Below are 23,801 nucleotides of genomic sequence, written 5' to 3' on the forward strand. Positions count from 1 at the left end.
CTGCAAGAAGGCCCCGACTGTCCGTTACCAACATGCGGCCCGAGGCTATTGCCCCGTCACCTTCCTGAAGCGCAGATTGCGCGCCACGCTGCTGGTCAACACGGCACCCTCCTCGGCAAAGCTGATCACCCCCAGTTCACCGGCGCGAAAGCGCTCCGTCGTCAGCGGCTGCAAAGGATAGCTGTGCTGGCCGATACGTACGTAGAGCTTGCCTTGCCGGGGGTAGACCTTGAGCTGTCCGGGGCTGGTTTGCAGCGCGTAGAGGCCGACATAACGACGAATATCCTCGGGTTTCCAAGCCGGGGCCAGGACGTAGGTCGAGGCCGGGTTGTTGCCGACGATCCGTGCCCCCGGTGCCGCCGCGAGATAGATCGGGATGCCGTCGTTGTCCGCCACCATCAGTTGATCGCTCTGGCGGAGCAACGGCAGGACCTCATGAAAGGTGTCCAGGACAAACCCCTTGCCGGTGCGTTGCAGCTGGAACTGATGACCGCGATCATCCAGGTAGGTGCCGGCCACCAACGTATTCAAGAACGCCTTGGGCACCGCCTTGATGCTTGGCGGCGGCGCCGGAATGCCCGTGTCCCGGGGCAACCAGGACGGGCCCAGCAGGACATCCAGCAAGCGATGCCCGCGCTCCGACGCCTCCCCTTCCGTGCTGTTGCACAGGACCACAGTGGCCACATCCAGCTTCGGGTACCAGGCCACATCGGTGCTGAAACCGGCCCAACTGCCGCTGTGGGACACCTCTTGCAGGCCCCGATAACTGCGGTTGGCCAGGCCCATGCCGTAATAGCCCGGGTCACCGTCGTTGAAGGGCTCGGTCTGGCGCATCTTCTCCACCAGCGCCGTGCCCCCGACCCGCCCCGTGGACAGGTTGCGCAACCACAGCATCAGGTCTGCCACAGTGCTGTGCACCTGACCGTCGCCGGTCTGTTCCCAGCGGGCGTCCACGGCTTCGGGGCCCTTGGACGGCTCGCCCTGTTCATAGCCCTGGGCCAGGTTCGGCAACTGCACCGGGTACTGATCGACAATGCTCGAGCGACTCATGCCCAGGGGCTCGAACAGATGGGCTCGACTGTAGTCCTTGAGGGGCATGCCGGCGGCTCGCTCGGCGATGCTCGACAGCAGTACATAACCGCTGTTGCTGTAGCTGAATTCGCTGCCGGGGGAAACATCAGGGCGTTCTGCTTGAACAGCAGATCCAGGGCCTGTTGCTGGGTGAAGCGCTGGGTCAGGGGAATCCCCGCCAACTCCGCCAGCAGCATGTAGTCCTGCAGGCCCGAGGTGTGGTGCAGCAGATGACGGATCTGGATGCCCTCGGCATAGGCCGGCAGCTCCGGCACAAAGCGCCGGATCGAGTCATTCAGATCCAGGCGACCTTGGGCTTCGAGCTCAAGGATGGCAAAACCGGTGAACTGCTTGGACACCGAGGCCAGGTTGAACAGGGTATCGGCCTGGATCGCCCGGCCCGTGGCCAGGTCGGCAGCGCCGTACCCTGCGCTCCAGATCGTTTTGGCGCCGCGCATCACCCCGGCGGCGCAACCGGGCTGGTCAGGCTTGATGTCGTCGAACACCTCGTGAAACGCCAGAGGCTCGGTGGCATGGGCCAGGGGCATCGCGCCCAAGGTGCTGATCAGCAAGGTTGCAAGCATGGAACGCATGGGGGTTTTCCTCTGGTCACGTCGATCCTTCAGGCTCCTTGGGAGGCTCCTCGCAAGGCGCACCAGTATCCTCATGGCAAACGTTGGAATCTGTCTGCAGTCAGTGATTTTCTGTGAATAAACGTGCAGGGATGTGAGGCGCTGCAGGCCCAGGAACAAAGCCTGCAAAAATGCCGTTATCATCCACCGTTCGAACGCCATCCTCACCGCGTCCCTCGACCCAGCCCCACTTTCACTTGATGGAACCTGCCAAGCACCTGCTGTATCCCAGCGACCCGTTCGACCCCAAACGCCCGGACGAGCACTACCTGGACGAGTACGAGGCAGTGCTGGCCGCTGGCCTGAACGCCTCGCTGTTCTCTTTCGAGGATTTCGAAAGCGGCCGTTTCAAGGTTTCCCCGGCCCTGCCAGGCTTGATCGGGCCCATCGCCAAGACGTCCTATGCCGAAGGCGTGCGCCGGACCTTGCAGGCGGCGCACAAAGCCCGACAGCCGTGAAGTCGCCTAGAAGACGGCCACCTGATCAGCGGAGAATTCCAGTAACCGGGGTTCGACTCAACGGGCCGGTGCCGGGGCAATTGCCAGGCGACTGGTGGCCTTGATCTCCCGCAGCGCCAGGCTCGACTGGATCGAGGCGATGCCCGGCTGGCGCCTGAGCACCTGCTCGACAAAATCGCTGTAGCTGTCCAGGTCCTGGGCCAGCACCTGCAACAGGTAGTCGGCGTCACCGGTGATCTTGTGGCAGGCCTGGACCTCGGGCAACCGCATGATCACCGCCTCGAAGTCATCCGGAGTCTGGTCAGAGTGGGTGGCAAAACGCACATGCACGAAGGCCATGATGTCCAGCCCCAGCAGGCGCCGATCGAGGTTGGCCTGGTAATCCTTGATCACCCCCTCCTCTTCCATGCGTTTGCGCCGGCGCCAGCAGGGGGTGAGGCTCAGGGACAGGCGCTCGCTGAGTTCGGCGTTGGAAATGCTCGCGTCCTGCTGCAACAGGGCGAGGATTGCCAGGTCGGTTTCGTCCAGGGACACCCTTCGAGTCATTTTTTTCACAAGTAGCCACTCAATGGAAAAATATTACCCAAAACTCTAATTCCATCAGAACAAAAAGCAAAGAAGTCGCAGCCATGCCGGAACAAACTATTTGCACCGGACAACAACAATGGATGCGTTCAGCATGCTTACCGTCTTCAGCGAATCCCACCGCCTGCACCACGGCACCGAGTTGAAGGATGGGGTGCTCAAGCCCTCCTTCGAGCAACCCAGCCGGGCCGATACGGTCCGCGACCGGGTCAGGCACGTGGGGCTTGGCGACATCATCGTCCCCCGCCGTTTCGACCGTTCCTGCTACGTCGCCGCCCACAGCGAACGCTACGTGACCTTCCTGGAAAGCGCCTGGAGCGAATGGCGCGCCACCGGCCGCAGCCACGACGCCCTGCCCCTGGTGTGGCCGGTACGCGACCTGGCCAACCAGCAGGTGCCGGAGTTCATCGACGGCAAGCTGGGCTTCTTCGCCATGGATGCCGGCTCGCCCATCACCGCCACCACCTGGAATGCCGTGCGCACCAGCGCCGATATTGCCCTCACCGGCCTGGCGCTGATCGACGAAGGCCAGGACAGTGCCTTTGCCCTGTGCCGTCCGCCGGGCCATCACGCGGCACGGGAATACATGGGGGGCTACTGCTACCTGAACAACGCCGCCATTGCCGCGCAACACGCCGTGACCCGGGGCGCGAAACGCGTAGCGGTGCTGGACGTGGACTTCCACCACGGCAACGGCACCCAGAACATTTTCTACGAGCGTGATGACGTCCTGTTCGTCTCGCTGCACGGCGATCCGGCGGTCTCCTACCCCTACTACTCGGGGTTCGCCGCGGAGCGTGGGGCCGGCGCCGGCGAAGGCTGCAACCTGAACGTCCCCCTGCCCCGAGGCACCACCTGGCAGCGTTACCGGGAAGCACTGATCCAGGCCTGCGCCCGGCTTCGCGAGTTCTCCCCGGAGCTGCTGGTGGTGTCCCTGGGCGTCGACACCTTCAAGGACGATCCCATCAGCCACTTCCTTCTGGAAAGCGAGGATTTCCTCGGCATGGGCCAGGTCATCGCCGGCGTGGGCGTACCCACGTTGTTCGTCATGGAGGGCGGCTACATGGTGGATGAGATCGGCATCAACGCGGTCAATGTGCTCCACGGCCATGCCAACCGCTAATGCACCAGCGTCGCACTGCCCAGCAGTTTTCAACGTTCTGACCGAGAGGGAAAAGACATGACCTTGTTCATCGATGTGGATCACGCAGCGGACCTGTATTCGCGCCTGGGCATAGGCCGGGCGATCCGGGAAATGGCCGGCTACATCCAGGCCGACTACCAGCGCTGGCAAGCCTTCGAGAAATCCCCGCGCACCGCCAATCACTCCGCCACTGGCGTCATCGAGCTGATGCCCGCCGACGATGGCCAGCAGTACGCGTTCAAGTACGTCAATGGCCACCCCGGCAATCCCGCCCGGCACCTGCTGACGGTGATGGCTTTCGGTGTGCTGGCCCAGGTCGACAGCGGCTACCCGGTGCTGCTCAGCGAACTGACCCTGACCACCGCGGTGCGCACCGCCGCCACTTCAGCGCTGGTGGCGCAATCCCTGGCCCGCAAGGACGCCCGCCGCATGGCACTCATCGGCAACGGCGCCCAGAGTGAATTCCAGGCCATCGCCTTCCATGAAATGCTCGGCATCAGCGAGCTGCGGATCTTCGACATCGACGTTGAAGCGTCCCACAAGCTCAAGCACAACCTGCAGGCCTGGCCAGGGCTCGAGGTGCGCATCGCCGACTCGGTGGCCGATGCGGTCAAGGGCGCGGACATCGTGACCACGGTCACCGCGGACAAGGCCTACGCCACCATCCTCACCCCCGAACTGATCGAGCCAGGCATGCACATCAACGCCGTGGGCGGCGATTGCCCGGGCAAGACCGAGCTGCACGCGGACATCCTGCGCAACGCCCGGGTGATCGTCGAGTTCGAACCCCAGACCCGCATCGAGGGCGATATCCAGCAGATGCCGGCGCAGTTCCCGGTCACCGAGTACTTCCGCATTGCCCAGGGCCTGGCGCCGGGCCGCGAGCATGAGGCCCAGGTCACGGTGTTCGACTCGGTGGGTTTCGCCCTGGAAGACTTCGCGTCCCTGCGCTACCTGCATGACCTGGCACGCCAGCACGGCATCGGCGAGCAGATTCAGCTGGTGCCCACGCCGGCCAATATCAAGGACCTGTACCAGTTGCTGCAACAGCGCCCCGCCTCCCTGGCGACGGCACCACGACGGATCACCGCCGGCTGAAAGAGCGCTCCTGTGGCCCATGAACAGGGAACCGGCCTCGTGCCCCTGTTCACGGGCAATACCTGACCCGGCTGCACCACAACAATCACAGACCGCAGCCCCCAACGACCTTCCACTGCCAAAACTCGACAACTATAAAATCAAGAGGTTTTGTGATGAATCCAGATACCTTCGGGGCCTCCGAGCACCCGACGCTGCAACGCACCCTGCATAACCGTCATATCCAGCTCATGGCCATGGGCGGCGCCATCGGCACCGGGCTGTTCATGGGCTCGGGCAAGATCATCGCCATGTCCGGCACCTCGATCATCCTGATCTACATGATCATCGGCCTGTTCGTGTACCTGGTGATGCGCGCCATGGGCGAGCTGCTGCTGTCGAACCTGAACTTCAAGAGCTTTGCCGATTTCGCCGGTGCCTACCTGGGGCCCCAGGCGGCGTTCTTCCTCGGCTGGTCCTACTGGCTGAGCTGGAGTGTCGCGGTGGTGGGCGATGCCGTGGTGGTGGGCGGCTTCTTCCAGTACTGGTTCCCCGATGTGCCGGCCTGGGTTCCCGCCATCGCCATGATGCTGACCCTGTTCGCCCTCAACGTGCTGACGGTGAAACTGTTCGGCGAGGTGGAGTTCTGGTTCGCCATCATCAAGATCATCGCCGTGGTCACCCTGATCGCGGTGAGCCTGGTGCTGATCGCCACCGCCTTTGTCTCGCCGTCCGGGGTGAGCGCCTCCCTGAACCACCTGCTGGACCGCCAGGCCGCCTTTCCCAACGGCCTGCTGGGCTTCTTCGCCGGTTTCCAGATGGCGATCTTCTCCTTTGCCGGCACCGAGCTGATCGGCACCGCAGCGGCGGAGACCCGCGACCCGCGCCGGACCCTGCCCCGGGCCATCAACGCGATTCCGCTGCGCATCATCCTGTTCTATGTGCTGGCCCTGGCATGCATCATCGCCGTGACCTCCTGGCAGCAGGTGTCGCCGAGCAAGAGCCCGTTCGTGGAGTTGTTCCTGATCGCCGGCTTTCCGGCTGCGGCGGGCATCGTCAATTTCGTGGTGCTGACCTCCGCGGCTTCCTCGGCCAACAGCGGCGTGTTCTCCGCCAGTCGCATGCTCTTCGGCCTGGCGGACCAGGGCAACGCACCACGCTTGTTCAAACGCCTGTCAGGGCATAGCGTTCCGGTGATCAGCCTGGCCTTCACCAACCTGCTGATGCTGCTGGGGGTGCTGTTGCTGTACGTGGTTCCGGAGGTGATGACCGCCTTCACCCTGGTGTCGACGGTGTCGGCGATCCTGGTGATCTTCACCTGGTCGACCATCCTCGCGTCCTACATCGCCTACCGCAAAAAGCACCCTGAACTGCACGCCGGTTCCCAGTACAAGATGCCCGGCGGCGTGCCCATGGCCTGGTTCGCCCTGGCGTTCCTGCTGTTCGTCCTGGCCTTGCTGGCCCTGCGCCCGGATACCCGCATGGCCCTGTGCGTGATGCCGGCGTGGTTCGTCTGGCTGGCCATTGCCTATCGCCTGACGGCCGGGCGCAAGGGGCGGACACCGCTGCAAGCGGCGGCGCAATATCGCTGAGGCGCGAGCCTGAAAGACTGGGCCAGGGAGCGGCACTGTCGGAGCCCGGTCCTGCGTGCAAAAGCATCGACAGAGCCCCCTCGTCTTGTTCTACTCCCGCCGCCATCGCCGTTGCCAGGGAGTGCCCACATGCAAGTCGCAGGACCCACCTTTGAAGAGGTGTTCAGGAAAAACCTCAAACGCGTCCTCAACTACTGGAGCCAGATCGGCACCGTCATCGGCCTGAGCGCCGCCGCGCTGGGGCTGTTCAGCCTGTACATGTACACCCGGGCCATCGGCCGCACCGACCTGTTCATGGCCTCCATCGATGCCAGATCGGCGCTGGTGGTCTGGCTGGTCATGGTGCTGTTTCTCATGCTGATCTACTTGCTGCTGCTTACGGTCACCACCCTGCTGTTCGGGCTGGCAAACGATGTGTTTCGCAACACTCCAGAACACATGAACGATGTGGTGGTATGGCTGACCTTGCCGGTCCTGGCAGGCTTCCTGACTCTGATCGTGCTCAGCTACTACGTGCATCTGGGTGAGGCACTGGCGTCGCTGATACTGGTGGCGGTGGTGGTACTGGTGACAGGGCTGGTGATGTCACGCCCCGCGTTCAAACGCGTGATCCACAGCAGTCTGGAGAAACACCCCGTTGCGGGCAGGGGCACCTGGGGTGGCCTGTTCGTGACCCTGACACTCTGCCTGCTGGGCACGGTGATCTCGGGGATCTTCACCAGCCTGCTGATCATCAATGCCTACAGCAACGAAGTGTCCAATGACTCGCCACACTTACCAGCCTTGTTGAACTTCCTGGGGCTGCTCTTCTCCTTGCTGCCCATCGTGTTCTTCTACTGCAAGGCCGGTAGTCCCTACAAACGGGTCTTCTATGCCCTGATGTGCACCCTGCTCCTGGCCGCAGCCTTTCTTCTGGTGCTGCCCGGGGCCATGAGCCAGATCACCTACAAGGCCGCCGGCAGCCTGGATGTGCGTCAGGACGGAGTCGAACGATTCGTGCTGCACGATGACCTCGAACTGCATGACCTGGACCCACTGATGTGGAACACCCGCCTGACCTCGAAGCAGCGCCTGGAAGTTCAGGGCTTTCAACTCTTCTCTTTCGGCGAGGCCCTGTTGATCTGCCCCAAGGGGCTGCGCAACCTGGCGCTGAACCAGATGCACCGCTATACCCGCACCTGCATCAGGACCCGCAACAGCGCGGTAACCCGCAAGCCGGCAAAACCGCTGTATGGCCAAAACCGCGCCTGTGCCGGTGCCGCGCCACCGGCGGCATGCTGGAAACCCCAGGGCTCCTGAATCCCGCACCAGCTGCCCCCCACCTGCTGAACCCCCAGGCCGCAGACGGCCTGCTGGCTCAGGGCGCCGGGTTGACCAGCAACGGGGGTGCCAGGCTGCCTGGGGTGTGCGAGCCGGGAGCGCAGGCGACAAAGTCCTCCTTGCGCAGCACCACCAGGGCAATCAACGACACCACCCCGGTGGCCACGTAGAAATACCAGGGCGAGGTGATGTCGCCGGTGAGCTTGATCAGCCAGGTGGAGATCAACGGTGCACTGCCACCGAACACTGCCACGGGAATGTTGTAGGCCACGGCAATCCCGGTGGAGCGGATGCGGGTCGGCAGCAGTTCGCTCATCAGGGCGTAGGTCGAGGAGGCGTAGAGTCCGAACAGGATCGCCACCGCCATCAGCGGCCAGAACAGCATGGCCGGGGTGGCGTTGGGCGCGGTCTTGAAGAACCAGTACATGGCCAGGGTGGCCAGGGTGCCGATCACCATCAGGAACGGCTTGCGTCCGTAGCGGTCGGTGAAGGCGCCGCCCAGGGGCATGACCAGGGCCGCCGAGAGGCTGGCGACGAACACGTAAAGCAAGGTAGTGCCGCTGTCGAACTTGAGGGTGTTGGACATATAGGTCGAGGCGAAGGTCAGCACCAGGTAAAAGATCGAGCTGTGCAGGGTGATGATGAAGAACACCAGGGCAATCGAGCGCTTCCACTGCCAGACCTCCCGCAGCGGTGCCTTGGAGGTCTCTCCGGCGTGCACCAGGGCCAGGAACTCCGGGCTGTCTTCGAGCTTCAGGCGGATGTACAGCGAGATGAACCCCAGGGGTCCGGCGATCAGGAACGGAATTCGCCAGCCCCAGTCCTGCATCAACTCGGCCCCCAGGGCCCAGGTCATGCCATTGGCCACGGCGCCGCCCAGCAACAGGCCTAGCACCGCGGTGACCATCAGCCAGCAGGTGGCAAAGCCCCGGCGCCCGGGCCCGGCGTATTCGGAAATGAAGCTGGTGATGGTGCCGATCTCGCCTCCGGCGGAAAACCCCTGCACGCAGCGGATCAGCACCAGGAGGATCGGCGCGGCGATGCCGATGCTGGCGTAGGTCGGCAGCAGGCCCAGCAGGCAGGTGGAACCGGCCATCAGCATCAGTACGGTGATCAGGGTCTTGCGCCGACCGATCTTGTCCGCCAGGGGGCCGAAGAACAGCCCGCCCAGGGGACGGATGAAAAAGCTCAGGGCAAAGGCCGCAAAGCTCGCCAAGAGGCTGCTGGTGGGGTCATCGGAGACGAAGAACGCCTTGCCGATGTACAGCGCCAGGAACCCATAGACGCCGTAGTCGTACCACTCGATCAAGTGGCCCGAGGTCGCGCCGATAAAGGCCCGGCGCCGCTGGCGCTGGGGATTGCAAGAGGTCATGTCCATGTTGGGAGACTCCTGTCGTATTGCTGTCCATGGAAAAAATCTTTCAGAGGTCGGCGATGGACCCTGTGGGGTCCTGCAACCACTGGCGCAAGCGGGTCTTGAGAATCTTGCCGTAGCTGTTCTTGGGCAGCTCGCGGCAAAACAGGTATTTCCTGGGCTTCTTGAACGAGGCCATGCGGGTCACGAACCATTGGTTGAGTGCCTGAGCATCGAGGCCGCCAGGGCAGCGCAGCACCACGAAAGCCACCACCGATTCGCCCCACTCGGCATCCGCCTGCCCCACCACGCAGACCTCGAACACCCCGGGATGCTGCATCAGCACCTCTTCCACTTCCCGTGGGTAGATATTGCTGCCGCCGGAAATGATCACATCCTTGGAGCGGTCCGTGAGGGTCAGCATCCCGCGACTGTCGAGAAAGCCGATATCGCCGGTGAGCAACCAGCCGTCCACCAGGGCCGCCTGAGTGGCTGACGGGTTGTCCCAGTAGCCGTGCATCACCGGGGCCCCGCGCACAGCGATTTCCCCGGGTTCGCCGGGGCCCAGGCGCTGTCCATCGGCATCGACTATCCGCACCTCCACACAGGACTGCGGCCGCCCCACCGAGGCCGCGATTGCGGGCCAGTCGGGATGCTCGCGGTCGGCGATCAGCTCCCGGGACAGGGCGCTGATGGTCATCGGGCACTCGCCCTGGCCGTAGATCTGCACCAACCGCGGGCCGAAGGTCTCCAGGGCCTGGCCCAGGTCCGCCAGGTACATGGGGGCCCCACCGTAGACAAGGGTCTTGATCCCCGCGCCGTCATAGCCTTGCTGCCGGGCCTGCTCGACCATGCGCTTGACCATGGTCGGGGCGGCAAACAGGCTGACCTGCCCCAGTTCCTGCGCCAACCCGAACAGCTCCTGCGCGTCGAACCCCCGTGACTCCGGCACCACATGCCGGGCCCCGCAGCGCACGTGAATGAAGTTGTAGAGCCCGGCCCCGTGCGACATCGGCGCGGCATAGACCACCGCATCAGTGGCCTGCACCGGGTCCACATCCAGCGGGTAGCACAGCGACATGGCCATCAGGTTGCCATGGGACAGCATCACCCCCTTGGAACGGCCGGTGGTGCCCGAGGTGTAGAACAGCCAGGCCAGATCATCGTCCCTGCGCGGACAGGGCTCCAGCAGCTCGTGGCCCGGGGCTGGCGCCGGCGCGGGGCTGGCGTAACCGGGCAACTCGCGGCAGTTGTCCGGCAAGTCCTTAAGCTCGAAAGTCCGCCCGCTGTCGGTATAGATCGCCCGAGCCCCGGCGTTGCCGACAATCCAGGCCGCCTCCCGCGGATGCAGCTTGCTGTTGACCGGCACCGCCACCGCCCCGCTCCACCAGATGGCGTAGAGCAGTTCCAGGTAGTCGCAACTGTTCTTCATCAGCAACGCCACCCGCTCCCCCGGGGCGATGCCGTGACCTTGACGCAGGTGCAGGGCCCGAGCCCGGACCCGGGTTGCGAAGTCCTGATAGTCGGCCACCTGGCGGCAGCCCGCGAACAGCGCTGGACGCTGGGGCCAGCGTTGAGCCGCATCCAGCAGCCAATGAGCGATGTTCATGCTCAGGTCCTGACCGCTTGCAGGACCGACGCGTAGTTGGCTACCGCCATCCCGCCCATGTTGAACAGCAAGCCGAACTCGGCACGGGGCACGCCCAGACCAATGGGCTCGCCGATCAATTGGCGAAAGCCCAGGGCATGCATCGAGACCCCGGTGGCGCCCACCGGGTGGCCCTTGGCCTTGAGCCCACCGGACAGGTTGACCGGCAAACGACCGCCCTGGCGCACGATGCCCTCGTCCAGCGCCCGATGGCCTTCGCCCTTGGGCGCCAGGCCCATGGCCTCGTAGATCAACAGCTCGGCGATGGTGAAGCAGTCGTGGACCTCGGCGAAGTTCATGTCCCCCAGGCTTACCCCGGCCTCGCGCAAGGCGCCGTGGATGGCCCGCTGCGGGCCGTCGAAGGCGAGGATGTCGCGACTGGCCATCGGCAGCAGGTCATTGACCTGGCTCAGGGAGCGGATCGCCACCTCGCGCCGGAACGAGCGGGCGCGCTGCGGTGACGCCAGGACAATGGCCGCCGCGCCGTCGCTGATCAGCGAGCAGTCGGTGAGGCGCAGCGACGGCGCAATCAGCGGATTGCTCTGGGACACATTGTTGCAATGCTCGAAGTCCATCGGCCGATGCATCTGCGCCAGCGGGTTGGCCATGGCATTGCTGTGGTTCTTCACCGCAATCGCCGCCATCGAGGCCAGCGGGCTGTGGTAGCGCTCGGTGTACTGCTGCGCGACCCGGGCAAACAGCTGCGCAAAGCTCAGGCCGGCCTCCTGCGGATCATTCTGGTAACCGGCTCCGGCCAGGGCTTGGGTGACCTCGGCGGTGGAGTTGCCGGTCATCTTTTCCGCCCCCACCACCAGCACCAGTTCAGCGGCGCCGCTGCGGATCGCGTTGACCCCGGCCTGAATCGCCGCCGAGCCCGAGGCGCAGGCGTTCTCGCAGCGGGTGGCCGGTTTGAAGCGCAATTGCGGATCGGCCTGCAGCATCAGCGAGGCCGGAAAACCGTCCGGCACCAGGCCTGAGTTGAAGTGTCCGAGGAACAGGGCGTCGATCTCGGCGGCGTCAATCGCGGCATCCGCCAGGGCTTCACGAGTGACCTGGACAATCAGGTCCTCGAGGGTCGAGCCCTGCAGACGGCCGAAAGACGTGTGGGCAGCAGCAACAATGGATACGGAAGCATGGGTCATGGTGATTTTCTTCTGTGCTTGAAGCGGGCATTCCCTACAATGGCGAGCGCCGAAATCAGACGCTAGTTGGGGCAACTACGTACAGCAGTAAGTAGTACCCCGCTCGCCAGAGCGGCGCACCGACTTCCACGAGGCAGGATGCCCCATGACCGTATATGCCCAGCAGCTCCAGGACCTAGAGCGCCTGGCCTTCCAGGTTTCCCCCGCACCGCAGTTGATCACCGGGCATCGGCGCATGCTCGATTGCAACCAGGCCTTCCTGCGCCTGTTCGGCTATGAGCGCGAACAGCTGCTGGATCACCTGACCCTGTTGCTGTACCCCTCCCAGGCCGATTACCAGAGCATTGGCGAACGCAGCGAACACTGGCTGCGCAACGGCCAGGGCGCGTCCTATACCGACGAACGCTTCATGCAGCACCGCAATGGCGAGGTGTTCTGGGCCCGGGCCCACGGCTTTTCCCTGACCCCGGACGATCCGTTCGGGCTGATGATCTGGCACTTCGAACGCCTGGACCGGCAACTGGCGCCAACCGTGCGCCTGACCCCACGCGAGCGCGAGATATCGCTGCACATCGTCAACGGCCTGACCTGTAAGGAAGTGGCGCGCAAACTGGCGATTTCCCACCGCACGGTGGAGGTGCACCGCGCCCGCCTGATGAAGAAGCTGCAGGCCAAGAACAGCGCCGAGCTGGTGTCGAAGATCATCTACATCAGCTAGGGGCTTGCCCCAGCACCTCGCTGGCGCTCAGCCGCAGCAACTTCAAGGGCCCGATCGTCCCGCCCTCCAGGCTGCCGCCCTGGTTCAGCACCTTGTTCGCCGCGTTCATCTCGGCGCTGTGTTGCGTCACGCTGACAAAGGTGCCGTGGGGCAACTCCTCGCTCCAGCCGGCTTCGAGCGTGTTGTAGGCCAGCATCAGCGCGGCGGTGAAATAGTGCTGGCTGGAAACCGGGATCTGCACCTCCTGGTCATTGTCGTCGTAGGCGACGAAGTGACCGACGAAGGTCTCCACCCCCAGGCGCTTGAGCAGCGGCCAGCTCAGGGCCGAGGGCACGAAGGCGTTGAGCTTCTCGGCGACGATGGCCGAGTAGCCACGGGCCTGGAGCATCTGCACGATCTCGTCTTCGCTGGCCTTGGGGTGGGCGCCCATCACTTGCAGGGCTTCGACCACGGCCTGGTGGGCGGTCTGGTGGTCGGGGTATTCGGCGCAATGCGCGCCGTTGGGCGGGCAGGTATCGGTCACGGGAGGCGAAGGTCCATATCGGTCTCAAAAAAAACAGCCGCAGGGTAACCCCATGACCTGCGGCCCGCCAGTGTCCGGGCGCTTACTCAAGCGCCGCCCGGGCATCCAGACGCAGCAGTTGCACGGGCTCCAGGGTGGACCCCTGCAGGGACTCCCCGGCATACAGCGCCTCGTTGGCCATGGCCATTTCGGCGCTGCGGCCAGCCACCATTTCGTAGGTCTTGCGCGGCAGCACCTCGCTCCAGCCGTTTTCGAAGGTGTTGTAGGCCAGGGTCAGCGCGGCGGTGAAGTAGTGCTGGTCGGCCACCGGAACCCGGACCTCCTCACCCTCCTCATCCAGGGCGATGAAGTGGTTGGGCAGGTGTTTCACCCCCAGGCGCTTGAGCACGATCCAGGCCAGGGCCGATGGCACGAAGGCGTTGAGTTTTTCCGCAGCGATGGCCGAGTAGCCACGCGCCTGAAGCAGTTGGACGATGTCGTCCTCGCTGGCCTCGGGGTGGTCGGCCATCAACTCCAGGGTATCGAGTACGCCCTGATGGGCATTGGCGTGATCCAGGCAGCAGCTGCAGTCCGGCGAGTGCGAATCGTCATGCATGATCGGTCGATGATCCCTATCGGTCTTGGTGAGGGCGCGCAGGATAAACCCTGCGCCCGCCTCTCCACCAGCAAGCGCCGCCTACTTGATGACGATGGGGTTCACCGGTGCCCCGCTGCCGCCGACGATCTTCAACGGCGCAGCGGTGTAGAGGAAGGTCCACTGGCCGTCGGCGGCGCAATCCTCGGCCAGGTCTTCGAGCAGCACGATCTCGGTGAAGGCGATCCCCAGGTTGCGCATCAGCGCGCAGTGCAGCGGGATCTGCACCCCGGACACCGGGTCGGTGATCACTTCGTTGGCGATGGTGTCGGTGACCAGGTTGGGGATCTCCATCTGGTTGAACCAGTCCACCAGTTCGCGGCTGTAGGTCAGCCCGGGCTCCACCAGGTCCTTGAAGAACTCGGTCTTGCCGTACTCGTAGAAGGCGCCCATGGAGCCGGTGCGGATGATCAGGATGTCGCGCTTCTCGATGGCCACGCCCTGGGCCTTGGCGGCGGCCAGCAGGTCCAGGTGATTGAAGGTCTCGCCGCGGCCCAGGTACTTCTTGCCGCGGTGCCGGGCCATGTCGATCAGCACTGCGCGGCCCACCACGCCGCGCTCGGCAATCGGCAGCACGCTGGCCTTGGCCATGCCGCCGACGGTGCTGCTGGCGTCGTAGCCGTTCCACAACTGGTTGTCGTACCAGGCGTGGCCCAGGGCGTCGTACTGGGTCGAGCCCTGCAGTTGCATGAAGATCACGTCGTCGCAGTACTCGGCACCGCCGGTCATGGACGGCTGCTTGCCGGCCTGATAGTGGCTGCGGTCCAGGGTGTTGAAGCGCATCGAGGGGTTGCGCGCCGGCCACATCGGGTCGCCGCCGGGGTGGCCGATCTGCACCTGCAGGGTGAAGGTCTTGCCCTGGCGCACCGCGGCGACGCCGCGCAGCACCTCGGCCTGTTGCAGGTAGTTGAGGGCGCCGACCTCGTCGTCCGGGCCCCACTTGCCCCAGTTCTTTGGCAGGCCTTCAAGCAGCTGCTTGGTATTGGGGTGGTTCTTGTCGTTATCGATCCCACACATGTCGAATGCACTCCATTGATTGGGTTGAAGCGGGCGAAAAGGCCCGCGGGGCCTTGCTTGGGTGATCAACCGTCAAGCCCAGGCGCCCTCTGGAACTGTGCGGCCCTGCGGGCCGTTCGCAGCCTGCGGCAGCGGCTACACCAGCCCGGATTGACACTGGCTGTAGCCGCTGCCGAGCCACGGCGAGGCTGCGAAAAGGCCCGCAGGGCCTTGCCTGGCGATCAACCGTCAACCCCAGGCGCCCGCTGGAACTGTGCGGCCCTGCGGGCCGTTCGCAGCCTGCGGCAGCGGCTACACCAGCCCGGATTCACACTGGCTGTAGCCGCTGCCGAGCCTCGGCGAGGCTGCGAAAAGGCCCGCAGGGCCTTGCCTGGCGATCAACCGTCAAGCCCAGGCGCCCGCTGGAACTGTGCGGCCCTGCGGGCCGTTCGCAGCCTGCGGCAGCGGCTACACCAGCCCGGATTTGCACTGGCTGTAGCCGCTGCCGAGCCTCGGCGAGGCTGCGAAAAGGCCCGCAGGGCCTTGCCTGGCGATCAACCGTCAAGCCCAGGCGCCCGCTGGAACTGTGCGGCCCTGCGGGCCGTTCGCAGCCTGCGGCAGCGGCTACACAAAGCACGGATTACCCGCGGGCCTGGAGGGTTTTACAGATCATCAGACGCAACGTCCACCATCCACTTCCAGGCAGGTGCCGGTGATGAACGCCGCTTCGTCGGAGGCCAGGTACAGGCAGGCGTTGGCCACGTCCTGGGGGGTGGAGAAGCGCCCCAGGGGAATGGTGGCCATGAATTTCTGGCGGTTTTCCGGGGTGTCCGGCACGCCCATGAACTCACTGAGCAGGGCCGTGGCGCCGACCACCGGGTTGACGCAGTTGACACGGATGTTGTCCGGCCCGAGCTCGGCGGCCATGGTCTTGCTCATCACTACCACCGCGCCCTTGCTGCCGTTGTACCAGACCAGCCCCGGGCGCGGCCGGATCGCCGCGGTGGAGGCAATGTTGATGAACACCCCGCCGCCCTGGCCGCGAAAATGCGGCACGAAGTGCTTGGCGCTGAGGAAGATGCTTTTCACGTTGACCGCAAACACCCGGTCGAACTCGGCCTCATCGACTTCCAGCATCGGCCGGTTGCGGTGGGTGGTGCCGGCGTTGTTGACCACGATGTCCAGGCCGCCGTATTGCTCCAGGGTGTTGCGCAGCAAGGCGCCAACGCTGGCGTCCTGGGCCACGTTGACCTCGATGAAGTGGGCCTGGCCGCCGGCGGCGCGGATCTCGTCCACCACCCGCTGGCCGCCCGTGGCGTTCATGTCGGCGACGATGACCCGGGCGCCCTGCTGGGCGAAGGTCTTGGCGATGCCTTCACCAAAGCCGGAACCGGCGCCGGTGACGATGGCAGTCTTGTTGGCTAGACGCATGGAAGTGACTCCTGTTTTTGTTGTTATGGACCGCCGTGGCGGCCGTCAGTCGTGGCGAATGGCGATGGTCTTCAAGGTGGTGAAACCCAGCAGTGCCTCGAAGCCCTTCTCCCGGCCATACCCACTGGCCTTGACCCCGCCGAAGGGCAGTTCGACACCGCCACCGGCGCCGTAGTTGTTGATGAACACCTGACCGCAGCGCAGCTTGTGGGCCATGCGCAACTGCCGCGCACCGTCCCGGGTCCAGACCCCGGCCACCAGGCCGAAGGCGCTGTCGTTGGCCAGGCGAATGGCTTCGGCCTCGTCTTCGAAGGGCAGCACCGCCAGCACCGGGCCGAACACCTCCTCCCGGGCCAGGCGGCTGTCTGGCGGCACATCGCGAAACAGCACCGCCTCGTGGAAGTAGCCGCCGCTGCCGGCCTCGGCCACCACCTGCCCGCGCGCCGCCACCGGGATGCCGGCGGCCTCGGCTTCGCGGACGAATTCGCGCACCTGGCGCAGCTGCTTCTGATTGATCAGCGGGCCCATGTCCAGGTCCAGCTCCGAGGGCCCGGCGCGCAGTTGGCCAAAGCACTGGGCCAGGCGCTCCAGCAGCGGTTCATAGAGGCTGCGCTGCACCAGCAGGCGGCTGCCGGCGGAACAGGTCTGCCCGCAGTTCTGCACGATGGCGTTGATCAGCACCGGCAGCGCGCGCTCCACATCGGCGTCGGCAAACACGATCTGCGGCGACTTGCCCCCCAACTCCAGGGTCACCGGGCAATGCCGTTCGGCCGCCGCCTTGGCCACCCGGGCGCCGGTGCCGGTGGAACCGGTAAAGGAGATATGCGCAATGCCGGGATGAGCGCACAGCGCCGCGCCGGCTTCGTGGCCGTAGCCGCTGACCACGTTGATCGTGCCCGCCGGAAACCCCACCTGGGCCGCCAGTTCCGCCAGCCGCAGCAGCGACAGGCTGGCGTCCTCGGCAGGCTTGACCACGCAGGCGTTGCCCGCCGCCAGGGCGGCGCCGACGCTGCGGCCGAAGATCTGCATCGGGTAGTTCCAGGGAATGATGTGCCCGGTGACGCCATGGGGCTCGCGCACCGTGAGCACGGTGTAGCCGGCCTGGTAGGGCAAGGTGTCGCCGTGCAGCTTGTCGGCGGCCCCGGCGTAGTACTCGAAGTAGCGCGCCAGGGCCGTGGCGTCGGCCCGGGCCACCTTCAGCGCCTTGCCGGTGTCCCGGGCCTCGATCTGCGCCAGCTCTTCGTGGTGCTCCAGCACCACCTGGCCCAGGCGCGCCAGCAGGCGCCCACGCTCCAGGGCGCAAAGGCTGCCCCAGGGCCCGTCGAAGTTGTCACCCAGGGCCCGTTGCGCGGCCTGCACCGCCAGGTCGATGTCCTCGGCGGTGCCGCGGGCGATACGCGCGTAGGCGATGCCGGTGCTGGGGTCGAGTACCGGAATGTCCTCGGCCCAGGACGAGGCTTGCCATTGGTTGTCGATGTAGTGTTCGAGGCTCATTTTCATCAGCTCCTGTTGCCAGCCAGACACTCGGCAATCGCCCGCCCGACTTCCACGGTGCTGGCGTTGCCACCCATTTCCCGGGTGCGCGGGCCTTCGGCGAGCACCGTCTCGATGCTCTGGACAATCGCCGCCGCGGCTCGCTGGTAAAGCTCATCCCCCTGCCCCAGGTGCTCGATCATCAGCGCCGCCGACCAGATCTGACCAATCGGGTTGGCCACCCCCAGCCCGGCGATATCCGGCGCCGAGCCATGTACCGGCTCGAACAGCGAAGGGTACAGACGCTCCGGGTTGAGGTTGGCCGAGGGCGCGATGCCGATGGTGCCGGTGCAGGCCGGGCCCAGGTCGGAGAGGATGTCGCCGAACAGATTGGAAGCCACCACCACATCGAACCAGTCCGGGTGCTGGACGAAATGCGCGCAGAGGATGTCGATGTGGAACTTGCGCGTGTCGACCTCGGGGTAGGCCTTGGCCAGCGCCTCCACCCGCTCGTCCCAGAACGGCATGGTGATGGCGATGCCATTGGACTTGGTGGCCGCCACCAGGTTGCGCCGGGGCCGGCGGCTGGCCAGCTCGAAGGCGTACTTCACCACCCGGTCCACGCCGTGACGGGAGAACACCGACTCCTGCAAGGCAATCTCCCGCGGGGTGCCCTCCCACATCCGCCCGCCGACGCTGGAGTATTCGCCTTCGGTGTTTTCCCGCACCACGATGAAATCAATATCCCCCGGCACCCGCCCGGCCAGCGGGCACGGCACCCCGGGCATCAGCCGCACCGGACGGATATTCACGTATTGATCGAACTGGCGGCGGATCTTCAGCAGCGAATCCCAGACTGCAATATGGTCAGGGACGATATCCGGCGCGCCCACGGCGCCGAAGAAGATCGCCTCGTGGTCGCCGATCTGCTCGGCCCAGTCCTCGGGCATCATGCTGCCGTGGGCCTGGTAGTGCTCGCTGCACCAATTGAAATGATCGAACTGCAAGGCGATGCCGAAGCGCCGGCTGACGGCTTCCAGCACGCGCAAGCCTTCGGGAACCACCTCGCGGCCGATGCCGTCGCCGGCGATCACCGCGATGCGATGGGGAGGTTTTACAGCGGGATTGATCCTGGACAAGCCGTCTCTCCTGGTCTGACGTGTTGTTGTTATCGAGGCAGGTCAAGCGTACGGGCGAGCCCATTCTGGGCATGGGGAAGCGCCCAGGGGAATTGCTCATTGTGGAAACCACCTTCGCAAAATTCGAAGGCTCGCGGCGCCAGGCAGCCAGGGGGCCGCGACTAGGGCGGCGGCGCCGCGCTGCGATCGCAGTCAGCCAGGTAGTCGAACAGCTCGCGGCTGGCCAGGGACGGTTGCTCCCGGCGTCGGCAGAGGAACATCTGACGATCGGCCCAGGGGTCGTCGATTTCGATAAAACGCAAGGCCATCTCCTTGCGAAAGATCTGCACCGCGCCCTGGGGCAGCACCCCCACGCCCTGACCGGCGGCGATCAGCCGGCACACCGCCTCGAAGCTGCGCACCTGCACCCGCAGGCGCAAGGGCATGCTCACCGCGGCCGCAGCCTCGGTGATCAATGGGGTGATGGCGGCGTTGTCTTCCAGGCCGACGAAGTCGTAGCCCAGTAAGTCCTGGAAGCGCGCATGGCTCATCTTGAACGGATGAGCCTGGGGCACGATCAGGCACAGGCGGTCACGGCAATAGGGCTTGAAGTGCAGGTCCCGGGCCTGGGGCAAGGTGGTGACGATGCCCACATCCGCGATGCCGTCGCGCACCGCCAGAAGAATCTCGCGGCTGCGCTCTTCGCGAATGTCCACGCGAATCCCCGGATGCAGCTCGCTCCACTGGGTCAATTGCCGGGGCAGTTCCTGGCTCATCGCCGAGCTGTTGGCGTACAGGCTGACCCGGCCGGTGGCGCCCTTGGCAAAGTCGGCCAGGTCAGCATGCATCACATCCACCGCCCGCAGGAGGCTGCGGGCATGTTCGGCCAGCGCCTGCCCCGCCGCCGTCGGTTGCACCCCGGTGGAGGTGCGGGTCAGCAGCGCCACCTTGAAGTGTTGCTCCAGCAGCGACAGACGCCGGCTGGCGGCCGACAGCGACAGGTGCGACTGCTCGGCGGCCCGGGACAGGTTGCCCAGGGTCAGGGCCTTGAGAAACAGCTCGATGGAAGTCAGGTCCGGAGACATGGCGGAGTCCTTGTGCGCAGTGTGTGAAAACTACGCAGTTGGCGCCGCCCTGTCCAACGCTGCTGCGACGCTTCAAGCCCCTCCCAGAGCGCCCCGCCAGCAGGCCCGCATATTGTCCGACAATCATCGTAAAAGCCCCGTACACACGGGCCGAAACATGCACTAATGGCAAACTGGCATTTCGCCAAAACTGGACAATACTGGTCGCGACGGACCTCCCTGTCCGCCTCCCAGCGAAAAGGACTTCAGCATGAAACCTCAAGAACTCGAACTCGATGTCGCGGTGGTCGGTGGGGGTGTGTCCGGCACCTACAGCGCCTGGCGCCTGCAGCATGAACAAGGTGAAAAACTGCGTATCGGCCTGTTCGAATACGGCGACCGGATCGGCGGCCGGCTGTTCAGCATCAACCTGCCGGGGCTGCCCAACGTGGTCGCGGAAGTCGGCGGCATGCGCTATATCCCCGGCCCCACCGGCCATGTGCTGGTGGACAGCCTGGTCAAGCAGTTGCGCTTGCCAAGCCAGAAATTCCCCATGGGCGCGCCGCCCCCGGTGGGCTCGCTGAACAACCTGTTCTACCTGCGGGGCAAGCGCTTTCGTTATCGCGACTTCAAGGAAGCGCCACACAAGATCCCCTACGACCTGGCCTGGTCCGAGCGCGGCTTCGGCCCCGAGGACCTGCAAGTCAAGGTGATGAACTACGTCTACCCGGGCTTCGACCAGCTCAGCCTGTGCCAGCAGATGCAGGTCAAGGTGTTCGGCAAGGAAATCTGGCGCTACGGCTTCTGGGACCTGCTGTACCGGGTCATGAGCAATGAGGGCTACCAGTTCATGAAGGACGCCGGCGGCTACGACGCCAACGTCGCCAACGCCAGCGCGGTCACCCAGTTGCCCGCCACCGAATACAGCGACGACACCGAGTTCCTCACCCTGACCAAGGGTTTCCAGAGCCTGCCCCTGACCCTGGAGGCCAAGTTCCGCAAGCTGCCGGGAATCTTGCCCGGTGCGCAACGGGTGCAGATGAACCAGCGCCTGGTGCAGATCAGCTACGCCAAGGACCGCGACTTCCCCTATCGCCTGCATTTCCAGAGCACCGTCACCGAACAGGGCAGCACGCGGGACATCGACGGCAGCCAGGTGGTCAAGGCGAAGCAGATCATCCTGGCCATGCCCCGTCGTGCCCTGGAGCTGATCGATGCGCCGCTGTTCGACGATCCCTGGCTCAAGGAGAACCTCGGCTCGGTGCTGATGCAGTCGGCGTTCAAGCTGTTTCTGGCCTACGAACAGCCCTGGTGGCGCAGCCTCGGGCTGGTGGCCGGGCGCTCGGTCACCGACCTGCCGGTGCGCCAGGTCTACTACATGGGTACCGAGTGCGAACAGCCCGGCGGCCAGCCGAATCTCAACTCGCTGTTGATGGCCTCCTACAACGACATCGGCACCGTGCCCTTCTGGAAAGGCCTCGAAGGCGGTGCACCCTTTGTCGGCCATGTGCCGGCCAGCCTCGCCGGGCAGTTGCAAGCCGCAGCAGTGGTGCCCAAAAGCGAGTTCCAGGTCAGCGACGAAATGGTCCGGGTGGCGCAGATGCAAGTCACTCAACTGCATGACCAGGTGGAGCTGCCACGCCCCTACTCGGCGGTCTACCATGCCTGGGATGCCGATCCCTATGGCGGCGGCTGGCACGAATGGAAGGCCAACTACCGGATCGACCAGATCCTGTGCCGCATGCGCAAGCCGGTGGCCGACCAGCAGATCCATATCGTCGGCGAGGCCTACTCCATGGGCCAGGGCTGGGTGGAAGGCGCGCTGACCGTGGCCGAGTCGACCCTGCAGGATTTCTTTGGCCTCAAGCGCCCCAACTGGCTGCCCAAGGACTATGCCCTGCTGCCGGTGCCGACCCCGGACGGCTGCACCCTGCCCGGCGACCAGCCGCTGCCCTGCCAGAACTGCGCCAAGACCCTGGACGGCGTCACCCAGTTCGCCTACGAGGGGATCGCCCATGGCCAGCAATGACCCCTTCAGCGTCGCCGACTACCTGCTGACCCGCCTGCAGCAACTGGGCCTGACCAAGGTGTTCCAGGTGCCGGGGGACTACGTCTCGCACTTCATGTCGGCCCTAGACGACTTCGACGGCATCGACGCGGTGGGCGAAGTCAACGAGATGGCCGCCGCCTACGCGGCCGACGGCTATGCCCGTTACACCGGGATCGGCGCGGTATCGCTGCAATACAGCGTCGGCACCTTCAGTGCCCTGAATGCCATTGCCGGCGCCTATGTCGAACGCAATCCGCTGGTGCTGATCAGCGCCAGCCCGTCGGCGCAGAACCGCGACCTGATCTGGTCCCAGGACGTGCTGTTCCACCACTCCACCGGTGATCTGGACGTGGGCCGCAAGGTCTTCGAGCCGGTGACCGTGGCCAGCCTGATTCTTGACGACAGCCTGCGCGCCCCGGCGCTGATCGACGAGGCGCTGGTCAAGGCCATCAGCGAGCGCCGGCCGATCTACCTGGAAGCCTGGCAGAACGTCTGGGGCGAACCTTGCCCGCGCCCTCAGGGCGAACTGCAACCGCTGCCCGCCCGCTGCGACGAGGACTCGATGCGCGCCGCCATCGAGGCCAGCCTGCTGCGCCTGGGCAGCGCCCGCTCGCCGCTGATCATGCTCGGCATCGAGGTGGCCCGCTACGGCCTGCAGGAGCAGGTAATGCGCCTGATCGAGGCCAGCGGCCTGCCCTTCACCACCAGCCTGGAAGCCAAGACCGTGGTCGACGAAAGTCACCCGCAGTTCATCGGCACCTACGCCGGCACCGCTTCGCGCCTGTGGACCCAGGCCTTCATGCAGGACGTGGACTGCATCCTCGCCCTGGGGGTGATCTTCACCGACGACTACCTGCAACTGCTGAACCAGGACTTCAGCCGGATCATCCTGGTCAACAGCCAACTGGCCCGCACCGGCCTGCAGTACTACCCCCACGTACCGCTGCCGGAGTACGTGCAACGGCTGCTGGGGGCCCTGGGCCTGGACAGCGACTACCCCCTGCGCAACCACGCTCCGGAACCCGCGCGCCCGCCGCAACTGCAACAGGGCGCACCCGACGATGCACTGGGTTATGACCTGTTCCTGGAGATCCTCGACGGTTTTGCCCGGCAACAGAACCTGTGGCCGGGCAGCAGCCTGATCCTCGGTGAAAGCTCGGCCCTGTATGCCGCCAGCAACATCAACGGCCTGCCTCGGGACAGCTTTGTCGCCGATGCCATCTGGGGTTCCCTGGGCCACGAAACCGGCTGCGCCCTGGGGGTGGCCATGGGCAGCGGTCGGCGGCCGATCGTGGTGGCCGGCGACGGCGGCTTCATGATGATCTGCCAGTCGCTGTCGACCCTGGCACGCAACCGGATCAACGCCCTGGTGTTCGTCATGAGCAACGAGGTCTACGCCATCGAACAGGCTTTCGTCGATATCGACGCCTTCGAACCCGGCGGCCAGTTCGCCCCGTTCGACACCCTGCCGACCTGGGACTACCTGGCCCTGGCCAAGGGGTTTGGCGCCGAGGGTTTCAAGGTCTCGACCCGGGCCGGGCTGGAACAGTTGCTGCCGCAACTGCTGCAGATCAAGGACCGCCCGGCGCTGATCCAGGTGGTGATTCCCCGGCAGGACCTGGCACCGCAGATCAAGCGCCTGGCCAAGCCGGACGGCCCGTCGTTCGTCGCCCGTCACAGCCACGACAACGACAACGACTGAACCCTCGCGCTGCAGGAGCCGGCTTGCCCGCCCACGCCTCGGCAAGCCGGCTCCACCCAGCGATTCCTG

At 65.2% G+C, this 23,801-nt stretch carries 20 protein-coding genes and 1 pseudogene; 8 read left to right on the forward strand and 13 right to left on the reverse strand.

The genetic code is table 11. The annotated features are described in order from the left end of the window. Positions 1 to 45: 45 nt before the first annotated feature. Together ACMGF8_RS23815 and ACMGF8_RS23820 are read right to left on the reverse strand one after the other, a co-directional pair. Positions 46 to 1,155, reverse strand: a pseudogene (locus ACMGF8_RS23815) (serine hydrolase domain-containing protein); the annotation flags it as partial. Beyond that, positions 1,047 to 1,865, reverse strand: coding sequence for a serine hydrolase domain-containing protein (locus ACMGF8_RS23820; protein ID WP_416757377.1), 819 nt, complete (start codon positions 1,863 to 1,865; stop codon positions 1,047 to 1,049). The gene ACMGF8_RS23820 and the pseudogene ACMGF8_RS23815, both read right to left, overlap by 109 nt. Here ACMGF8_RS23820 and ACMGF8_RS23825 point away from each other — a divergent pair. Beyond that, the gene (locus ACMGF8_RS23825; protein ID WP_416760415.1) at positions 1,835 to 2,161 is read left to right on the forward strand and encodes a hypothetical protein; all 327 of its coding nucleotides are present in this window, start codon (positions 1,835 to 1,837) and stop codon (positions 2,159 to 2,161) included. The two genes, ACMGF8_RS23820 and ACMGF8_RS23825, sit on opposite strands and share 31 nt — an antisense overlap. 57 nt (positions 2,162 to 2,218) lie before the next feature. Here the strand turns inward: ACMGF8_RS23825 and ACMGF8_RS23830 are convergent, their stop codons facing one another. After that, positions 2,219 to 2,707, reverse strand: a complete 489-nt coding sequence (locus tag ACMGF8_RS23830) for an Lrp/AsnC family transcriptional regulator (RefSeq protein ID WP_170004083.1) — start codon at positions 2,705 to 2,707, stop codon at positions 2,219 to 2,221. Positions 2,708 to 2,840: 133 nt separating this feature from the next. Here ACMGF8_RS23830 and ACMGF8_RS23835 point away from each other — a divergent pair, with 133 nt between their 5' ends. The 4 genes from ACMGF8_RS23835 (at position 2,841) to ACMGF8_RS23850 (ending at position 7,858) form a co-directional block, all read left to right on the forward strand. Next, the gene (locus ACMGF8_RS23835) at positions 2,841 to 3,869 is read left to right on the forward strand and encodes a histone deacetylase family protein (RefSeq protein ID WP_180988620.1); all 1,029 of its coding nucleotides are present in this window, start codon (positions 2,841 to 2,843) and stop codon (positions 3,867 to 3,869) included. A 57-nt stretch (positions 3,870 to 3,926) separates the two neighbouring features. Next, on the forward strand, positions 3,927 to 4,988 hold the full coding sequence (locus ACMGF8_RS23840; RefSeq protein ID WP_416757379.1) for an ornithine cyclodeaminase: 1,062 nt from the start codon (positions 3,927 to 3,929) through the stop codon (positions 4,986 to 4,988). Between the two features lie 155 nt (positions 4,989 to 5,143). Further along, a complete protein-coding gene (locus ACMGF8_RS23845) occupies positions 5,144 to 6,559 on the forward strand; it encodes an amino acid permease (RefSeq protein ID WP_416757381.1) in 1,416 nt (471 codons plus the stop codon). A gap of 129 nt (positions 6,560 to 6,688) precedes the next feature. Continuing rightward, positions 6,689 to 7,858 (forward strand): hypothetical protein, encoded by a 1,170-nt coding sequence (locus ACMGF8_RS23850; RefSeq protein ID WP_115580375.1) that lies wholly within the window; start codon positions 6,689 to 6,691, stop codon positions 7,856 to 7,858. A 58-nt stretch (positions 7,859 to 7,916) separates the two neighbouring features. On the opposite strand, the gene ACMGF8_RS23855 is transcribed toward ACMGF8_RS23850, so the two are convergent. From ACMGF8_RS23855 to ACMGF8_RS23865, 3 genes are read right to left on the reverse strand one after another with little or no spacing between them, the layout of a single operon-like run. Further along, positions 7,917 to 9,257, reverse strand: a complete 1,341-nt coding sequence (locus ACMGF8_RS23855; RefSeq protein WP_416757384.1) for an MFS transporter — start codon at positions 9,255 to 9,257, stop codon at positions 7,917 to 7,919. Between the two features lie 43 nt (positions 9,258 to 9,300). Next, on the reverse strand, positions 9,301 to 10,842 hold the full coding sequence (locus ACMGF8_RS23860) for a class I adenylate-forming enzyme family protein (RefSeq protein ID WP_207166127.1): 1,542 nt from the start codon (positions 10,840 to 10,842) through the stop codon (positions 9,301 to 9,303). A 2-nt stretch (positions 10,843 to 10,844) separates the two neighbouring features. Further along, positions 10,845 to 12,023 carry an acetyl-CoA acetyltransferase gene (locus ACMGF8_RS23865; protein WP_102864900.1) on the reverse strand — a complete coding sequence of 393 codons (1,179 nt, stop codon included), beginning with the start codon at positions 12,021 to 12,023 and terminating at the stop codon, positions 10,845 to 10,847. A gap of 145 nt (positions 12,024 to 12,168) precedes the next feature. Here ACMGF8_RS23865 and ACMGF8_RS23870 point away from each other — a divergent pair, with 145 nt between their 5' ends. Continuing rightward, a complete protein-coding gene (locus ACMGF8_RS23870; RefSeq protein ID WP_016967597.1) occupies positions 12,169 to 12,741 on the forward strand; it encodes a LuxR C-terminal-related transcriptional regulator in 573 nt (190 codons plus the stop codon). On the opposite strand, the gene ACMGF8_RS23875 is transcribed toward ACMGF8_RS23870, so the two are convergent. From ACMGF8_RS23875 to ACMGF8_RS23905, 7 genes are all read right to left on the reverse strand, one after another. Beyond that, positions 12,734 to 13,264, reverse strand: coding sequence for a hypothetical protein (locus ACMGF8_RS23875; RefSeq protein WP_305949891.1), 531 nt, complete (start codon positions 13,262 to 13,264; stop codon positions 12,734 to 12,736). The two genes, ACMGF8_RS23870 and ACMGF8_RS23875, sit on opposite strands and share 8 nt — an antisense overlap. Positions 13,265 to 13,346: 82 nt before the next feature. After that, positions 13,347 to 13,859, reverse strand: coding sequence for a hypothetical protein (locus tag ACMGF8_RS23880; protein WP_102864898.1), 513 nt, complete (start codon positions 13,857 to 13,859; stop codon positions 13,347 to 13,349). Positions 13,860 to 13,940: 81 nt separating this feature from the next. Further along, entirely contained in the window at positions 13,941 to 14,915 is a 975-nt protein-coding gene (locus tag ACMGF8_RS23885; protein ID WP_102864897.1) for a cyclase family protein, read from the reverse strand. A 651-nt stretch (positions 14,916 to 15,566) separates the two neighbouring features. Then, entirely contained in the window at positions 15,567 to 16,325 is a 759-nt protein-coding gene (locus ACMGF8_RS23890; protein ID WP_416757388.1) for an SDR family oxidoreductase, read from the reverse strand. A 45-nt stretch (positions 16,326 to 16,370) separates the two neighbouring features. Then, positions 16,371 to 17,819 (reverse strand): aldehyde dehydrogenase family protein, encoded by a 1,449-nt coding sequence (locus ACMGF8_RS23895; RefSeq protein WP_416757390.1) that lies wholly within the window; start codon positions 17,817 to 17,819, stop codon positions 16,371 to 16,373. Positions 17,820 to 17,824: 5 nt separating this feature from the next. After that, positions 17,825 to 18,937: a tartrate dehydrogenase gene (locus ACMGF8_RS23900; protein WP_060839957.1), complete on the reverse strand. Its 1,113-nt coding sequence runs from the start codon at positions 18,935 to 18,937 to the stop codon at positions 17,825 to 17,827. A gap of 161 nt (positions 18,938 to 19,098) precedes the next feature. After that, positions 19,099 to 20,001 (reverse strand): LysR family transcriptional regulator, encoded by a 903-nt coding sequence (locus tag ACMGF8_RS23905; RefSeq protein ID WP_250330163.1) that lies wholly within the window; start codon positions 19,999 to 20,001, stop codon positions 19,099 to 19,101. Positions 20,002 to 20,251: 250 nt separating this feature from the next. Here ACMGF8_RS23905 and ACMGF8_RS23910 point away from each other — a divergent pair, with 250 nt between their 5' ends. Beyond that, positions 20,252 to 22,009, forward strand: coding sequence for a flavin monoamine oxidase family protein (locus ACMGF8_RS23910; RefSeq protein WP_102864893.1), 1,758 nt, complete (start codon positions 20,252 to 20,254; stop codon positions 22,007 to 22,009). Continuing rightward, the gene (locus ACMGF8_RS23915) at positions 21,996 to 23,732 is read left to right on the forward strand and encodes a thiamine pyrophosphate-binding protein (protein ID WP_102864892.1); all 1,737 of its coding nucleotides are present in this window, start codon (positions 21,996 to 21,998) and stop codon (positions 23,730 to 23,732) included. The genes ACMGF8_RS23910 and ACMGF8_RS23915 overlap by 14 nt, the downstream gene beginning before the upstream one ends. Positions 23,733 to 23,801 lie beyond the last annotated feature (69 nt).

This window comes from Pseudomonas sp. BNK-7, from assembly GCF_048072025.1.
Taxonomy (GTDB): Bacteria; Pseudomonadota; Gammaproteobacteria; order Pseudomonadales; family Pseudomonadaceae; genus Aquipseudomonas; species Aquipseudomonas danubii.

What these genes read in the sequence shown, in the direction of transcription:
- ACMGF8_RS23825 (WP_416760415.1), top strand. Translation starts at nt 1,835, where the DNA reads ATGCCGTTATCATCCACCGTTCGAACGCCATCCTCACCGCGTCCCTCG.
- ACMGF8_RS23865 (WP_102864900.1), bottom strand. Translation starts at nt 12,023, where the DNA reads ATGACCCATGCTTCCGTATCCATTGTTGCTGCTGCCCACACGTCTTTC.
- ACMGF8_RS23870 (WP_016967597.1), top strand. Translation starts at nt 12,169, where the DNA reads ATGACCGTATATGCCCAGCAGCTCCAGGACCTAGAGCGCCTGGCCTTC.
- ACMGF8_RS23820 (WP_416757377.1), bottom strand. Translation starts at nt 1,865, where the DNA reads ATGGCGTTCGAACGGTGGATGATAACGGCATTTTTGCAGGCTTTGTTC.
- ACMGF8_RS23910 (WP_102864893.1), top strand. Translation starts at nt 20,252, where the DNA reads ATGAAACCTCAAGAACTCGAACTCGATGTCGCGGTGGTCGGTGGGGGT.
- ACMGF8_RS23860 (WP_207166127.1), bottom strand. Translation starts at nt 10,842, where the DNA reads ATGAACATCGCTCATTGGCTGCTGGATGCGGCTCAACGCTGGCCCCAG.
- ACMGF8_RS23830 (WP_170004083.1), bottom strand. Translation starts at nt 2,707, where the DNA reads ATGACTCGAAGGGTGTCCCTGGACGAAACCGACCTGGCAATCCTCGCC.
- ACMGF8_RS23835 (WP_180988620.1), top strand. Translation starts at nt 2,841, where the DNA reads ATGCTTACCGTCTTCAGCGAATCCCACCGCCTGCACCACGGCACCGAG.
- ACMGF8_RS23855 (WP_416757384.1), bottom strand. Translation starts at nt 9,257, where the DNA reads ATGGACATGACCTCTTGCAATCCCCAGCGCCAGCGGCGCCGGGCCTTT.
- ACMGF8_RS23880 (WP_102864898.1), bottom strand. Translation starts at nt 13,859, where the DNA reads ATGCATGACGATTCGCACTCGCCGGACTGCAGCTGCTGCCTGGATCAC.
- ACMGF8_RS23885 (WP_102864897.1), bottom strand. Translation starts at nt 14,915, where the DNA reads ATGTGTGGGATCGATAACGACAAGAACCACCCCAATACCAAGCAGCTG.
- ACMGF8_RS23850 (WP_115580375.1), top strand. Translation starts at nt 6,689, where the DNA reads ATGCAAGTCGCAGGACCCACCTTTGAAGAGGTGTTCAGGAAAAACCTC.
- ACMGF8_RS23905 (WP_250330163.1), bottom strand. Translation starts at nt 20,001, where the DNA reads ATGTCTCCGGACCTGACTTCCATCGAGCTGTTTCTCAAGGCCCTGACC.
- ACMGF8_RS23890 (WP_416757388.1), bottom strand. Translation starts at nt 16,325, where the DNA reads ATGCGTCTAGCCAACAAGACTGCCATCGTCACCGGCGCCGGTTCCGGC.
- ACMGF8_RS23840 (WP_416757379.1), top strand. Translation starts at nt 3,927, where the DNA reads ATGACCTTGTTCATCGATGTGGATCACGCAGCGGACCTGTATTCGCGC.
- ACMGF8_RS23895 (WP_416757390.1), bottom strand. Translation starts at nt 17,819, where the DNA reads ATGAGCCTCGAACACTACATCGACAACCAATGGCAAGCCTCGTCCTGG.
- ACMGF8_RS23845 (WP_416757381.1), top strand. Translation starts at nt 5,144, where the DNA reads ATGAATCCAGATACCTTCGGGGCCTCCGAGCACCCGACGCTGCAACGC.
- ACMGF8_RS23915 (WP_102864892.1), top strand. Translation starts at nt 21,996, where the DNA reads ATGGCCAGCAATGACCCCTTCAGCGTCGCCGACTACCTGCTGACCCGC.